This is a genomic window from Rhizobium sp. G187 (assembly GCF_051549525.1).
In the GTDB taxonomy this organism is placed as follows: Bacteria; Pseudomonadota; Alphaproteobacteria; order Rhizobiales; family Rhizobiaceae; genus Allorhizobium.
Genome location: NZ_JBPUGM010000004.1, coordinates 226,929 through 240,497, shown reverse-complemented (window position 1 = coordinate 240,497; position 13,569 = coordinate 226,929). Strand labels below are relative to the sequence as shown.

The 13,569-nt window shown below is 60.9% G+C and carries 11 protein-coding genes; 6 read left to right on the top strand and 5 right to left on the bottom strand.

From position 1 onward, the window contains the following. The 3 genes from hutG to ACSV9I_RS13655 are packed head-to-tail and all read left to right on the top strand — an operon-like array spanning window position 1 to window position 3,101. Window positions 1-810 (top strand): N-formylglutamate deformylase, encoded by an 810-nt coding sequence (gene hutG / locus ACSV9I_RS13665; RefSeq protein ID WP_438329334.1) that lies wholly within the window; start codon window positions 1-3, stop codon window positions 808-810. 1 nt (window position 811) lies between these two features. After that, a complete protein-coding gene (gene hutU / locus ACSV9I_RS13660) occupies window positions 812-2,497 on the top strand; it encodes a urocanate hydratase (protein WP_438329333.1) in 1,686 nt (561 codons plus the stop codon). A gap of 16 nt (window positions 2,498-2,513) precedes the next feature. Further along, window positions 2,514-3,101 carry a HutD/Ves family protein gene (locus tag ACSV9I_RS13655; protein WP_438329331.1) on the top strand — a complete coding sequence of 196 codons (588 nt, stop codon included), beginning with the start codon at window positions 2,514-2,516 and terminating at the stop codon, window positions 3,099-3,101. A gap of 30 nt (window positions 3,102-3,131) precedes the next feature. Here the strand turns inward: ACSV9I_RS13655 and ppsA are convergent, their stop codons facing one another. Continuing rightward, the gene (gene ppsA / locus ACSV9I_RS13650) at window positions 3,132-5,510 is read right to left on the bottom strand and encodes a phosphoenolpyruvate synthase (RefSeq protein ID WP_438329329.1); all 2,379 of its coding nucleotides are present in this window, start codon (window positions 5,508-5,510) and stop codon (window positions 3,132-3,134) included. 294 nt (window positions 5,511-5,804) lie between these two features. On the opposite strand from ppsA, the gene paoA reads away from it, so the two are divergent. From paoA to paoC, 3 genes are read left to right on the top strand one after another with little or no spacing between them, the layout of a single operon-like run. Then, window positions 5,805-6,386: an aldehyde dehydrogenase iron-sulfur subunit PaoA gene (gene paoA / locus ACSV9I_RS13645; RefSeq protein ID WP_438329328.1), complete on the top strand. Its 582-nt coding sequence runs from the start codon at window positions 5,805-5,807 to the stop codon at window positions 6,384-6,386. Next, window positions 6,383-7,327 (top strand): FAD binding domain-containing protein, encoded by a 945-nt coding sequence (locus tag ACSV9I_RS13640; protein WP_438329326.1) that lies wholly within the window; start codon window positions 6,383-6,385, stop codon window positions 7,325-7,327. The genes paoA and ACSV9I_RS13640 overlap by 4 nt, the downstream gene beginning before the upstream one ends. 4 nt (window positions 7,328-7,331) lie before the next feature. Next, window positions 7,332-9,536: an aldehyde oxidoreductase molybdenum-binding subunit PaoC gene (paoC, locus tag ACSV9I_RS13635; RefSeq protein WP_438329324.1), complete on the top strand. Its 2,205-nt coding sequence runs from the start codon at window positions 7,332-7,334 to the stop codon at window positions 9,534-9,536. A 21-nt stretch (window positions 9,537-9,557) separates the two neighbouring features. Here paoC and phnN read toward each other — a convergent pair whose 3' ends face one another. The 4 genes from phnN to phnE are packed head-to-tail and all read right to left on the bottom strand — an operon-like array spanning window position 9,558 to window position 13,569. Next, window positions 9,558-10,154 (bottom strand): phosphonate metabolism protein/1,5-bisphosphokinase (PRPP-forming) PhnN, encoded by a 597-nt coding sequence (gene phnN / locus ACSV9I_RS13630; RefSeq protein ID WP_438329322.1) that lies wholly within the window; start codon window positions 10,152-10,154, stop codon window positions 9,558-9,560. Next, window positions 10,154-11,290 (bottom strand): alpha-D-ribose 1-methylphosphonate 5-triphosphate diphosphatase, encoded by a 1,137-nt coding sequence (locus ACSV9I_RS13625; RefSeq protein WP_438329320.1) that lies wholly within the window; start codon window positions 11,288-11,290, stop codon window positions 10,154-10,156. The genes phnN and ACSV9I_RS13625 overlap by 1 nt, the downstream gene beginning before the upstream one ends. Window positions 11,291-11,294: 4 nt before the next feature. Next, window positions 11,295-11,993 (bottom strand): DUF1045 domain-containing protein, encoded by a 699-nt coding sequence (locus tag ACSV9I_RS13620; protein WP_438329318.1) that lies wholly within the window; start codon window positions 11,991-11,993, stop codon window positions 11,295-11,297. A gap of 49 nt (window positions 11,994-12,042) precedes the next feature. Further along, the gene (gene phnE / locus ACSV9I_RS13615; RefSeq protein WP_438329317.1) at window positions 12,043-13,569 is read right to left on the bottom strand and encodes a phosphonate ABC transporter, permease protein PhnE; all 1,527 of its coding nucleotides are present in this window, start codon (window positions 13,567-13,569) and stop codon (window positions 12,043-12,045) included.

Below are 13,569 nucleotides of genomic sequence, written 5' to 3'. Positions count from 1 at the left end.
ATGGCGGTCTTCGACGTTGCCCAGGGCACCTCGCCCGTCATTCTCGCGTTCCCGCATACCGGCACGGATGTTCCGCCCGAGATTTGGGCGCGTCTCAACGACAACGGTCGAATGCTGGCCGATACCGACTGGCACATCCACCAACTCTATGACGGCCTCCTGCCGAATGCGACGACCGTGCGTGCCACCTTCCACCGTTATGTCATCGACGCCAATCGTGACCCGACAGGTACCAGTCTCTATCCTGGCCAAAACACGACCGGGCTCGTGCCGCAGACGGATTTTGACGGTCAGGCGATCTGGATGGAAGGTAAAGAGCCTACTGCTGCCGATATCGATGACCGGTTGACGACCTTTCATGCACCGTATCATGCGGCGATCGCGGCCGAGATCGAACGGGTCAAGGCTATCCATGGTGTTGCTGTTCTCTATGATTGCCACTCGATCCGCTCGCTGATCCCCTTCCTGTTTGAGGGAAGGCTTCCCGACTTCAATATCGGCACCGATATGGGCCGCACCTGCGATCCGCGTATCGAAGCCGCCGCAGCCGATGTGGCGCGCGCAGCCGAGGGTTATACGGCGATCGTCAATGGCCGCTTCAAGGGTGGCTGGACCACCCGTCACTACGGACAGCCACAGAATGGCGTTCACGCCATCCAGATGGAACTGTCGCAGATCTCGCACCTGACCATCGAAGAGCCGCCCTTTGCCTATGACGACGAGAAGGCCGGGCGATTGCGCATTCACCTGAACCAGATCCTTGCACGCATCGAAGCCGTTGCGGATCAACTGAAGACCAAGGGGAACTGAGATGACCAATCCACGCCACAACCTCCGCGACGTCCGCTCGCCGCGCGGAAGCGAGCTCAACGCCAAGAGCTGGATGACCGAAGCGCCGCTGCGCATGCTGATGAACAATCTCGATCCCGATGTCGCGGAAAACCCGCATGAGCTGGTGGTTTATGGTGGTATCGGCCGCGCCGCCCGCACCTGGGAAGATTTCGACCGGATCGTCGCGACGCTGAAGACACTGACGGAAGAGGAAACACTCGTCGTGCAATCCGGCAAGCCGGTTGGCGTGTTCCGCACACACAAGGACGCGCCGCGCGTTCTGATCGCCAATTCCAACCTGGTGCCGCATTGGGCGACTTGGGACCATTTCAACGAACTGGATAAGAAGGGTCTCGCCATGTACGGCCAGATGACCGCCGGTTCTTGGATCTATATCGGCACCCAGGGCATCGTTCAGGGCACCTACGAAACCTTTGTCGAGGCGGGTCGTCAGCATTACGGCGGCAATCTCACCGGCAAGTGGATCCTGACTGGCGGCCTTGGTGGCATGGGCGGTGCCCAGCCGCTTGCCGCCGTCATGGCCGGCGCCTGCTGCCTCGCCGTCGAGAGCGACGAGACCCGCATCGATTTCCGGTTGCGCACCCGATACGTTGATGAGAAGGCCCATACGCTGGATGAAGCGCTTGAAATGATCGACCGCTGGACTAAGGCCGGCGAAGCCAAGTCCGTGGGCTTGCTCGGCAATGCCGCAGAAGTCTTCCCGGAACTGGTCAAGCGCATGAAGGCCGGCGGCCCGCGCCCTGACATTGTCACCGACCAGACCTCTGCCCATGATCCGCTCAATGGCTATCTGCCGATCGGCTGGACGGTTGCCGAACACAAGGCCAAGCGCGAAAGTGATCCGAAGACCGTCGAGATTGCGGCGCGCGCTTCGATGAAGGCGCATGTTGAAGCCATGGTCGCCTTCTGGGATGCCGGCGTTCCAACGCTCGACTACGGCAATAATATCCGCCAGGTGGCGAAGGAAGAGGGCCTCGAAAATGCATTCGCCTTCCCCGGTTTCGTGCCTGCCTATATCCGCCCGCTCTTTTGCCGTGGCATTGGCCCATTCCGCTGGGCCGCCCTGTCCGGCGATCCGGAGGATATCTACAAGACGGATGCCAAGGTGAAGGAACTGACGCCCGGCAACACGCATCTGCATAACTGGCTGGACATGGCGCGTGAGCGCATCGCCTTCCAGGGCCTGCCGGCGCGCATCTGCTGGGTGGGGCTCGGCGATCGCCATCGCCTGGCGCTTGCCTTCAACGAAATGGTCAAGAGTGGTGAGCTCAGCGCGCCTGTGGTCATCGGCCGTGACCATCTGGATTCGGGTTCTGTTGCCTCGCCGAACCGCGAGACGGAAGCGATGAAGGACGGATCGGACGCCGTGTCCGACTGGCCGCTGCTGAACGCCCTTCTCAACACAGCCTCGGGTGCCACCTGGGTGTCGCTGCATCACGGCGGCGGCGTCGGCATGGGCTTTTCCCAGCATTCGGGCGTGGTTATTTGCGCCGATGGGTCGGATGATGCGGCCAAGCGGCTTGAGCGCGTGTTGTGGAACGACCCGGCGACTGGCGTCATGCGCCATGCCGATGCCGGCTACGAGATCGCACTCGACTGCGCCAAGGAAAAGGGCCTTCGTTTGCCGGGCATTCTCGGCAACTGAGCGATAGGAGCGGGCCGTGACGATCAGGTTGCAACGCTTCGGTGACCATCGGGTGATGCCATGGAAGAACGGTCTTGGGTTTACCCGCGAGGTGATTGCTCATCCGTCAGGCTCAGATGCGTCCGGTTTTCTCTGGCGCATCAGCCTCGCCACGGTCAACGGGTCCGGTCCCTTCTCTCCCTTTCCCGGCATTGACCGCACGATCGCGGTCATGGCGGGGGAGGGAATGCGCCTGACGGTCGACGGTGTCTTGCAGACACCGCTGACCACAGACACGGACCCCTATTCCTTTTCGGGAGATGCTGTCGTGCAGGCCGATAGCCTCGGTGGCGAGACGCTGGATCTGAACGTGATGACCCGAAGGGGGCTCTGGCGCCACGCCATGCAGCGTTTGCCCTTGCCGGATGAAATGCAGCTTAACATCGACAGTGATGCCGCCGCTCTTGTCTTTTCCGGACGCGTCGAGGTTAAGGCTGGCGGCTGCGCCCATTCGGTCGATACGGGTGATGTCCTGCTCGGCTTGGCACCGGGCGATGAGATCACCCTTGCCGCCGCTGAACCCACGGCAAGGGCATTTTTCATTCAGCTTCATACGGCCCACTGACGCCGACAGGATCTGTTTTAGGCTGGAACTTCAGCTCTTCTCGGCTTCCGCCACCTTGTGCTTCACAGCGATGAAGCTGTCCGGCGTTACCGAGATACTGTCTATTCCGGCCTCAACGAGGAAGCGGGCAAAATCCGGGTGATCGCTTGGGGCCTGGCCACAGAGGCCGATCTTGGCGCCCGCCTTATTGGCTTCCCGGATGACGGTGTTGATCATCCATTTGACCGCCTCGTCCTCTTCGTCGAAAAGGTCGGCGAGATCGCCTGAATCGCGGTCTACCCCCAGCGTCAACTGTGTGAGGTCGTTGGAGCCGATTGAGAAACCGTCGAAATGTCGGGCGAACTGGCCGGCCAGGATGACATTTGAGGGGATCTCGCACATCACATAGATCTGCAAGCCGTCCTCGCCACGGCGCAGGCCGTTCTCGGCCATTACGGCCTTGACTTTTTCCGCCTCGCCGATCGAGCGGCAAAATGGGATCATCACGATCACGTTCGAGAAACCCATCTTGTTGCGCAATTTCCGGATTGCCCGGCATTCCAGCGCAAAGCCTTCCCGGTAGCGCGGCGAGTAATAGCGCGAGGCGCCGCGGAAACCGATCATCGGGTTTTCTTCGTCCGGCTCGAACTCGGTGCCGCCGATCAGACCGGCATATTCATTGGTCTTGAAGTCGCTCATCCGCACGATCACGGGCTTGGGATGTACGGTCGCCGCGATCCGGGCGAGGCCTTCGGCCAGTTGGTCGACAAAGTACTGGGTCTTGTCCTCGTAGCCTTTGGTTAAGGTCCAGATCTCGGTCTTGGCAGCTTCGTCCTTCAAGCGGTCGTAGTGCACCAGCGCCATGGGGTGGATCCGCACGGCATTGCTGATGACGAATTCCATACGGGCAAGGCCGACGCCGTCCGCCGGCAACTTCCACCAGCGGAAGGCGGCGCCCGGATTGCCGAGGTTCAGCATGATCTTGGTCCGGGTCTCCGGGATTGCGTCGACATCGAGCGTCTCGACGTCGAAATCCGCGATACCCTCATAGACCATACCTTCGTCGCCTTCGGCGCAGCAGACAGTCACGTCCTGGCCGGTGTGCAGCAGATGTGTCGCGTCTCCTGTCCCGACGATGGCCGGCAGGCCAAGTTCGCGGCTGACAATGGCGGCATGGGAGGTGCGCCCGCCGTGATCAGTGACAATGGCTGCTGCACGCTTCATGATCGGCACCCAGTCCGGATCGGTGGTCGAGGTTACGAGCACGGAGCCATCAACAAACTGGCCGATATCCTTCGCGGATTCGATCAGGCAGACCTGGCCGGTGACGATGCTGTCGCCGATCGACAGCCCTTTGACCAATGCCTTGCCGCGATTGCGGATTTGGTAGGAACTGAACGTCGCGCTCTTGCGGTTTGACTGTACGGTCTCCGGGCGTGCCTGCACGATGTAAAGCCGTCCCGTCTCGCCGTCGCGAGCCCATTCCATATCCATCGCACAGCCGTAATGCTGCTCAATGGTTGCTGCCCAGCGGGCGAGGGTCAGGATCTCTTCATCCTTGAGCACCAGTGCTTCTCGCTCGGCCCGCGATGTCGGCACATTGCGCGTCGGCTGGTCGCTGCCGCCATAGATCATCTTGATCGCCTTGGCGCCGCGCTTGCGGGCTATGATCGGACGAAGGCCGGGATCAGACAGGAGCGGCTTGAACACCTGATACTCATCCGGATCGACGGCGCCCTGAACGACGTTTTCCCCCAGGCCCCAGGCTGCATTGATCAGCACGACCTTGTCGAAACCGGTCTCGGTGTCGATCGAGAACATCACGCCCGAGCCGCCAATGTCGGAACGAACCATTTGCTGTACGCCGACCGACAGCGCGACCTTCATATGGTCAAAGCCCCTTGTCTGGCGGTAGGAGATGGCGCGATCGGTGAAGAGGGAGGCGTAGCAACGGCGGCAGGCATCCAGGAGGGATTCTTCTCCCGTGATGTTGAGGAAGGTCTCCTGCTGGCCGGCAAAACTCGCATCGGGCAGGTCTTCGGCTGTCGCGCTGGATCGTACGGCGACACTGACATCGGCATGGCCGGCGCGGGTCGAAAGTGCTCGGTACGCTTCGACGATGGCCCGGGCCGTCGGCTCCGGCCAAGTGCCGCGCAGGAAGAGTTTGCGCATCGCCTCACCCGTTTCGGGAAGGCTTGCCTTGCCGCCTGTCCAATCGGCAAGCAGGGCGGTCATCGCGCTGCGGATGCCGTTTTCATCGACATAATTCCAATAGGCTTCTGAGGTGGTCGCAAAGCCTGGCGGCACATGCACGCCCTTGCTTTCCAAGGTTTGAATCATTTCGCCCAGTGAGGAATTCTTTCCCCCGACGCGTGCAACATCCACGCGAAGGAGATCTTCGAACCACATGACCGGCATATTGTCTCGCATGATGCTTTCCTCCGCTATTAAACGCCTTGCAGGCGCCGTTGAAGTGATACTACCTGAGGGCGAAGTGGGCGCCTTGATCGGTATCAATCAGTGCCATGGCACGAGGCGACGTCTGCCTCTTGTCGGCAATAGCTGGAAAGTTGGTTCCTGATGGACCTCTTGGCTGCGTTGTGCGTTCACAGTCGATGTCGGAAATGCCGGCGTGACGGTTCTCGCCACGCGTAGTCTTCCGGCGATGCACGGCGCGACAGTTCGTTTGCGCGTCTCCCCGTTTCTCCAGCCAGTGGAGCCGGCATGCACAGCCTCGGCCAAGCCAATCTCTCATCACCGCACTCTAAGCCGGCTCAAGAGGCCGCTCTCGGTCATCGCTCGAGAGTCGCCTTTACGGTCAATGGCCAGACGGTCGACATAGTGGTCGACAATCGCACAACGTTGCTCGATGCCCTGCGAGAAACGTTGAAACTCACGGGTACAAAGAAAGGCTGCGATCACGGTCAGTGTGGCGCCTGCACGGTTCTTGTCGAGGGACGGCGGATCAATGCCTGCCTGTCTTTGGTTGTGATGCATGAGGGCGATGCAGTGACCACCATCGAGGGTCTTGGTGAGCCCGGCGGCTTGCATTCGATGCAGGATGCCTTCCTTCGTCATGACGGGTTTCAGTGCGGCTATTGCACGCCTGGCCAAATCTGTTCGGCCGTTGCCGTGCTGGAGGAGATTAAGGCTGGCATTCCGAGCCATGTGACAGGAGATCTCGAAGCGCCTGTCGTTTTCAATGTCGACGAGTTGCGCGAACGGATGAGCGGCAATCTCTGTCGCTGCGGGGCCTACTCCAACATCATGGATGCGATCCTTGAGGTTGCGGGAGAGCGGGCATGAGAGCGTTCACCTTTGAAAAGCCGACCTCGGTCGAGGCCGCGGTCAAAATGGTTGCCGGAAATCCGCAGGCACGCTTCATCGCGGGCGGAACGAACCTTCTTGACCTGATGAAACTGGAGATCGAAACACCGACGCATCTGGTCGATGTCAACGGGCTCGACTTGGATCGCATCGAGACGACGGATCAAGGTGGCCTGCGCATCGGAGCATTGGTGCGTAACACCGACCTCGCCGCAGATGATCGTGTGCGACGCGACTATCCGCTCCTCTCTCGTGCGCTGTTGGCTGGCGCGTCCGGCCAGTTGCGCAATAGGGCGACGACGGCGGGCAACCTCCTGCAGCGGACGCGCTGCCCCTATTTCTATGACCCGAACCAGCCCTGCAACAAGCGCAACCCGGGCAGCGGTTGCTCCGCGCTTGGCGGTTTCAGCCGTCAGCATGCTGTGGTCGGAACGAGCGAGCACTGCATCGCCACGCATCCGAGCGACATGGCCATAGCCATGCGTGCGCTGGATGCGGTGGTCGAGACGGTAAAATCGGACGGAACCCGGCGGTCTATTCCGATCGCCGAATTCCACCTCCTGCCAGGCGATACGCCTGATGTCGAGACTGCTTTGGAGCAGGGTGAGTTCATCACGGCCGTCGTGCTTCCAGCACCAATCGGTGGCCGACAGATCTATCACAAGGTCCGCGACCGGGCCTCCTATGCCTTTGCTCTGGTGTCTGTCGGTGCCGTGATCGGTGATGACGGCATGCAGCGATATGCCATCGGCGGCGTGGCGCACAAACCGTGGCGGGTTGAGAAAGCGGAGGCGCTGGAAGGTCCCAAGGCCCTTTCTGCAGCCTTGATGGCCGATGCTCGCCCCACCGATCAAAACCGATACAAGCTGGATCTCGTTGAGCGAATGCTCGCGTCCATCCTCGCAGAAGCGAAGGGTTGAGCCCATGAAGTTCGACAAGCCTGAGACCACCAATCCGATCGACAGCCTCAAGGTTGTCGGCAAGCCGCATCTGCGTATCGATGGCCCGTTGAAGGTCAGCGGCCAAGCTCCCTATGCCTATGAGCACGCAGTTATCGGCAGCGATATCGCCTATGGTTACCCCGTCTGCGCTGCGATCGCCAAGGGACGGATCCGCTCGATCGATGCTACTGCTGCACGCGCCGCGCCAGGCGTGCTCGCTGTGGTGACAACCATCGAGTTCGGCGAGGCGCGCAAGGGCGAGAACAACACTGCCCATCTCTTCGGCGGGGACAGGATCGAGCACTACCATCAGGCGATCGCCGTCGTCGTTGCAGAAAGTTTTGAGCAGGCACGGTCTGCGGCTGCCTTGGTCGAGGTGGATTACGATGAAGCGGAAGGATCGTTTGATCTTGATGCGGCAAAAGGTTCGGCTACCCCTCCGGACCCAGAGTCTGAAAATGCCGATACGGCCGTGGGCAATTTCGACGTGGCTTTTAACTCGGCTGAGGTAACGCTCGATGCGCGCTATGAGACGCCCGATCAGAGCCATGCGATGATGGAGCCGCATGCTTCGATTGCCCGGTGGGATGGCGATCAGCTGACAGTCTGGACATCGAGCCAGATGATCGACTGGTGGCACACCGATCTCGCCATCGTGCTTGATATGGACAAGGAGAAGATCCGTCTGAAGTCGCCCTATATTGGAGGCGGTTTCGGCGGCAAATTGTTTCTGCGCGTGGATGCAGTGCTTGCGGCGGTCGGCGCGAAGGCCGCAGGCCGTGCCGTCAAGCTGACGCTGCCCCGCCCGATGATCATGAACAATACCACGCATCGTCCAGCCACGATCCAGCGCATCCGGATCGGAGCAGAATCAACCGGCAAGATCACGGCGATCGCGCATGAGAGCTGGTCCGGCAATCTCCCCGACGGAGATCTGGAAACGGCGGTCATGCAGACGCGTCTGCTTTATGCGGGTCAAAACCGGATGACCGCAATGCGGCTTGCACAGCTCGACCTTGCCGAAGGCAATGCGATGCGGGCTCCCGGCGAGGCGCCCGGCCTGATGGCTCTGGAAATCGCCATGGATGAAATGGCGGAGAAACTCGGCCTGGATCCCGTCGAGTTCCGCATCATCAACGACACACAGGTCGATCCGGAAAACCCTGAACGACCCTTCAGTAAACGCGACCTGATCGGCTGCCTCCAACGCGGTGCCGAACGCTTCGGCTGGAGCGCGCGAAGCGCCAAACCCGGCCTCCGGCGGGAGGGGCGCTTGCTGATCGGACATGGCGTGGCTGCAGCCTTCCGCAACAATCTGCTTGTCCCGTCGGCTGCGCGAGTCAGGCTGGAGCCCAATGGACGCGTGATCGTCGAAACCGACATGACTGATATCGGTACCGGCAGCTACACGATCCTTGCGCAGACTGCGGCGGAGATGTTCGGGGTCGAGATCGACGCCATCGACGTTCGACTGGGAGATTCCCAGTTTCCGATATCGGCAGGTTCCGGCGGGCAGTTCGGCGCCAACTGTTCTACGTCAGGGGTTTATGCCGCCTGCGTCAAGCTGCGAGACGCCATTGCACAGCGGCTCGGGTTCAACTCCGCCGATATCACCTTCGAAGGCGGTTTCGTGCGCTCCGGCGACAGATCGATCCCGCTCGGTGAGGCCGCGGGTCCCGAAGGTTTGGCAGGCGAAGATGGCATTGAATGGGGCGATCTTGCCAAGACCCATCAGCAGTCGACCTTCGGCGCGCACTTCGTCGAGGTGGCTGTCGACGCATTCACGGGTGAAAGCCGGGTTCGTCGGATGCTCGCCGTTTGTGCGGCCGGGCGCATCCTGAACCCGATCACGGCGCGTAGCCAGGTGATTGGCGCCATGACCATGGGCATTGGCGGTGCCCTGTCAGAGGAGCTGGCTGTCGACACCAAGCGAGGTTTCTTTGTGAACCACGACCTCGCCGGTTACGAAGTGCCTGTCCATGCGGATGTCCCGCATCAGGAGGTGATCTTCCTCGATGAAACCGATGCGATGTCATCACCGATGAAGGCGAAAGGTGTCGGCGAGCTTGGGCTGTGCGGTGTTTCGGCGGCTATCGCCAATGCGATCTATAATGCCACCGGGGTTCGCGTTCGCGACTATCCGATCACGCTCGACAAGGTGATCGGCGGCCTGCCGAAGGTTGCGTGAGGACTCAATGGCCTTTGCCCGTCACGCCGTGACGTGAATGAGATCATTGATCACTTTAATCAAGCTGGCAGCGGCGATGGACAAGTCGCCGCTGTTGTCGATGGTAATCGTGCCTGGGCCATCGGGCAGGATGTCCGGGGTGTGGCGCAGTCTGGCTTCGATTTCCTCTGCGCTTTCCCGTCCACGGGCCGCGAGACGTGCGGCGAGGATTTCCGGACGGGCAGAGACGTTGATGACGAGCAGTTTCGGAAACCGATCCGCAAACTGGTCGAGCGCAGACCGGGAGCCGTTGGCGATGACAATCCTCCCTCTGGCGAGATCTTCCATCACATCCGCAGGGATGCCGTAGCACAGGCCATGCGCTTCCCAGTCAATTGCGAAAGCGCCTGCGGCTTTCATTCTCTCGAATTCGTCATGCGAGGCCGGGCGGTGGTCTTCGCCGATGCCGTCTGCCGGTCGTGTGATCACGCGCTGTACGAAGCGAACCTTGTCGGTATTCGAGAAGTGTCGCCTGGCTTCAGCCATAAGGCTGTCCTTGCCGACGCCACTGGGGCCCACGACAACGATGATTGTGCCGCCGTCTGCGAATGTGTTCACCGCTGCCAGAGGCTCCTGCATCAGGCTACCCTTTGCCCGGCTCGCCAGACGGAGCGGACGACCGGAACGCCCTCCGTGCGGCGGACGCGAACCAGATCGGCGCGCAGCCCGGTTTCGATCCGGCCGCGGTCATTGAGGCCGACGGTGCGTGCCGGCGTAGATGTGACCATGGCGAGCGCTTTCGGCAGGGTGATCGTGTCGATTTCGTCGGCGAGCACAAAAGCGGCATGGAGGAGGCTCAAGGGCACGTAGTCCGAGGAGAGGACGTCCAGCACGCCGCGTTCGGCCAGATCGCGCGCCGCGATGTTTCCGGAATGAGACTTGCCGCGCACAACATTCGGTGCGCCCATCAGCACGCTCATACCCGATTTGTGGGAGGCTTCGGCCGCCTCAAGGCTGGTTGGGAATTCAGCCAGTTTCACGCCATGGCCTTTGGCTTCCTCGACATGGGCAAGGGTCGCATCGTCATGGCTGGCGACCGTGATGCCGCGTGCGGCACAGGCCATGGCGAGCGCATCGCGATGAGACGCGGAGAAGCGGGCAGACAGCGCCAGGCGACTTTCAACGAAGCGGGCGAACTGCTCATCGGTCAGGCCGCGCTTTGTCTTGTAGTAGAGTGTGTACTGGTCCATCGTCTGGAACTGGCGCTGGCCCGGGGAATGGTCCATCAGCGATACAAGCCGCACATGGGGATCGTTCTCGAAATCGGCAAAGTGTTCGAGAACATTGTCGGAGGCGACTTCGCAGCGCAGGTGGATCAGGTGTTCTGCGCGCAGCCGGTCGTCGCGTTCTGCTGCCTGGATGGCATCGGCCATGTCGCGCATTTCACCCTTATCAAATCCGCCGTCCTCGTCCGACCCCATGCGCAGGCAGTCGAAGACCGTCGTGATGCCTGATGTCACGATCTGGGCGTCGTGTGCCTGGATGGCGGATGTCATGTGCCAGCGCACGCCGGGGCGGGGAGAGTAGTGGGACTCGAGGTGGTCCGTATGCAATTCGACGAGACCTGGGATCAGGTAGTCGCCGCCGAAATCCTCGCCCTCGCTGCTGTGGCCTTCGCCGAGATCAACGATCACGCCGTCGCGGATTACGACGCTGCCTTCGAGGACACGGTCTTCAAGGACGATACGGGCATTGGAAAAGATCTGTTCGGACATCGGATCAGCCGTTTGTTGGGGCAGCAAGCGGCTGCCAGGAATGGACTTGGAAAGGGGCACCACGCTCGGGCTCGACGAAGAGGGCTAGCCCGTCAATGCGGAGCGCGCGGTTGGTGAAGGCCGAGAAATGCGCTTCGAGTCCTTCTGCCATGACGGGGGCACGGTCATCCGGAACGGGGCCGCTCAGCGTCATGTGGAAGCGGAAGTCATCGAAGACATAAGGATAACCCCAGGTCGTCAGATATTGGCGTTGGCTGTCCGTCAGACGTTCAGGTTTGCGGCGGGCCATATCGTCTGCGGACAGCGGTGCGCGGAAAGGCTCGAACGCTTCCACGACCGATGCGGCGAAATCCTGGAGCGGGCCATGGGTCTCTGCAGGCACGATGGCGAAGAAGGGACCGATGCGGTTGATCATGACGCCTGGAATGTCGAAGGCCTGCCGCGCGGTGCAAAAGCTGCGAAACGCGTCGAGAAGATCGGCTTCTTCCATCTCATCCTTGAGATGGAAGGGGGCCTTCAGCGTGGCATGAAAGCCGTACCGGCGCGGATCTGCGGTCAGTTCGGCGAGTTCCGGTCGTTCGAAGCCAGAGGCGAGCAACTGTGGGAGCGCCTCACCGGAAAAGGCGTCGCGGCCGAGCCATTCCGCAGCGGCACGGGTCAGCGGATGGTCTTCAGACGGTGTGAAATAGATCGCGTAGCGCAAGGTATTGCTTTCAGAAGGTGTCCACGGGTGGGGGCGCCGCCCGTCAGAATCAGTGCCTGTTCTTGCCGATCAGACGCGAGCGCAGGCTATTGGATATGGCGTCGAAAATGAACACTACGAGCAGAATGAGAAGGACCATGTAGGCAACGTTTTCCCAGTCGGAATTGGTGCGCATGGCTTCCCAGAGTTTCAGGCCGATGCCGCCGGCGCCGACGGCGCCGATGATCGTTGCCGAGCGGGTGTTGCTTTCCCAGAAATAGAGCGCCTGTGAGGCAAAGACCGGCATGACCTGCGGCAGTACGCCGTAGCGCTGCACGGCGGCCGGCGGCGCGCCGACGGATTTGACACCTTCACGCTGCTTGTCATCGATGTTCTCCAACGCCTCGGAATAGAGTTTGCCGAGGGTGCCGGTGTCGGTGAAAAAGATAGCCGAGATCCCTGCAAGCGGCCCGGGGCCGAAGGCGCGGGTGAAGAACAGGGCCCAGATCAGCATGTCGACCGAGCGCAGGAAGTCGAAGAAGCGCTTGGTAACCTGGTTTACCGGACGGTTTTGCATGATGTTGCGCGCGGCGATGAAGGAGAGCGGAAATGCGACGAGCATGGCGAGCAGCGTGCCGACAAAGGCCATGACAATGGTTTGCAGCAACTTGGTCCAGACATCGAGATGCTGCCAGGATGCGTTGTAAAGAATGTTGTTCCAGGCGAGCGCAAGGTTGCTCATCTTCGGATCAATCCGGTCTGCAGACGTCACTTTCTGCCAGACTTCGCCAACGGAAAGATCAAAGAAGGGAGAGTCGGTGTCGAAGACGAAATTCTCCCAGCCAAAGAAGCGCTTGCGGATGCGCACGCGTTCCGATGACACGTCGATCCATCCCGCCGTCCCGAAATAGGCGATGACGCGGCCACCCGGATTGCGCTGTTCGACCCAATCGGGGCTCACGCCATTGATCGTGACCGTATCGGCCTGAGGGTCAAGCGTGAGGGTGACAGTTTCTGTGCCGCGGATGAGGTCGACGGTGTTGTTGCCAATCTCGACGCGTGCGCTTCCACTGAGGGTCACATTTGCTTCGGCGATCACTTCTTCCGTCACCGGCTGTGTCGATGGCATTTGCTCAGCCACGGCGGACGGAGCGGTCTGCTGTGCCGGGGATGGCATGAAGCTGAAGGCAGAACTTGGCTTGGGTGGGGCCGAAGGCGCATCCGTTGGCTTTGCAGCGGATGCGGGCGCAGCGCTTCGTGTGATGATCTGGCGCCTTGTCTCGATCCAGTCGGGGTTGGGATTGGGACCGATGGGGTCGAAGCGGGGATAGGTGATTGTCAGGGCGCCGTCACGATCAATGTGGAATTCGGGACGGATTTCATAGGAGACCCAGTCCGCCAGGTAGTTGCCGGCGATGCCCCAATTCGCCTGAGAGAGCGTCTTGCCGATGGCAAAGAACCACCAGCAGAAGAGGAAGTAGAGCGCGAGGATACCGATCGTGATGGGAGCCCGGTATCTCTGCCACAAGGAACGCTCCAGGACATGCGGATAGCGTTCGGCGAGACGGTTCAGTTCGGCAGTGTTCATCATGGACAT

Coding starts and splice junctions, on each gene's coding strand:
- hutG (WP_438329334.1), top strand. CDS start 1: ATGGCGGTCTTCGACGTTGCCCAGGGCACCTCGCCCGTCATTCTCGCG.
- hutU (WP_438329333.1), top strand. CDS start 812: ATGACCAATCCACGCCACAACCTCCGCGACGTCCGCTCGCCGCGCGGA.
- ppsA (WP_438329329.1), bottom strand. CDS start 5,510: ATGCGAGACAATATGCCGGTCATGTGGTTCGAAGATCTCCTTCGCGTG.
- paoA (WP_438329328.1), top strand. CDS start 5,805: ATGCACAGCCTCGGCCAAGCCAATCTCTCATCACCGCACTCTAAGCCG.
- ACSV9I_RS13640 (WP_438329326.1), top strand. CDS start 6,383: ATGAGAGCGTTCACCTTTGAAAAGCCGACCTCGGTCGAGGCCGCGGTC.
- paoC (WP_438329324.1), top strand. CDS start 7,332: ATGAAGTTCGACAAGCCTGAGACCACCAATCCGATCGACAGCCTCAAG.
- phnN (WP_438329322.1), bottom strand. CDS start 10,154: ATGCAGGAGCCTCTGGCAGCGGTGAACACATTCGCAGACGGCGGCACA.
- ACSV9I_RS13625 (WP_438329320.1), bottom strand. CDS start 11,290: ATGTCCGAACAGATCTTTTCCAATGCCCGTATCGTCCTTGAAGACCGT.
- phnE (WP_438329317.1), bottom strand. CDS start 13,569: ATGTCCATGATGAACACTGCCGAACTGAACCGTCTCGCCGAACGCTAT.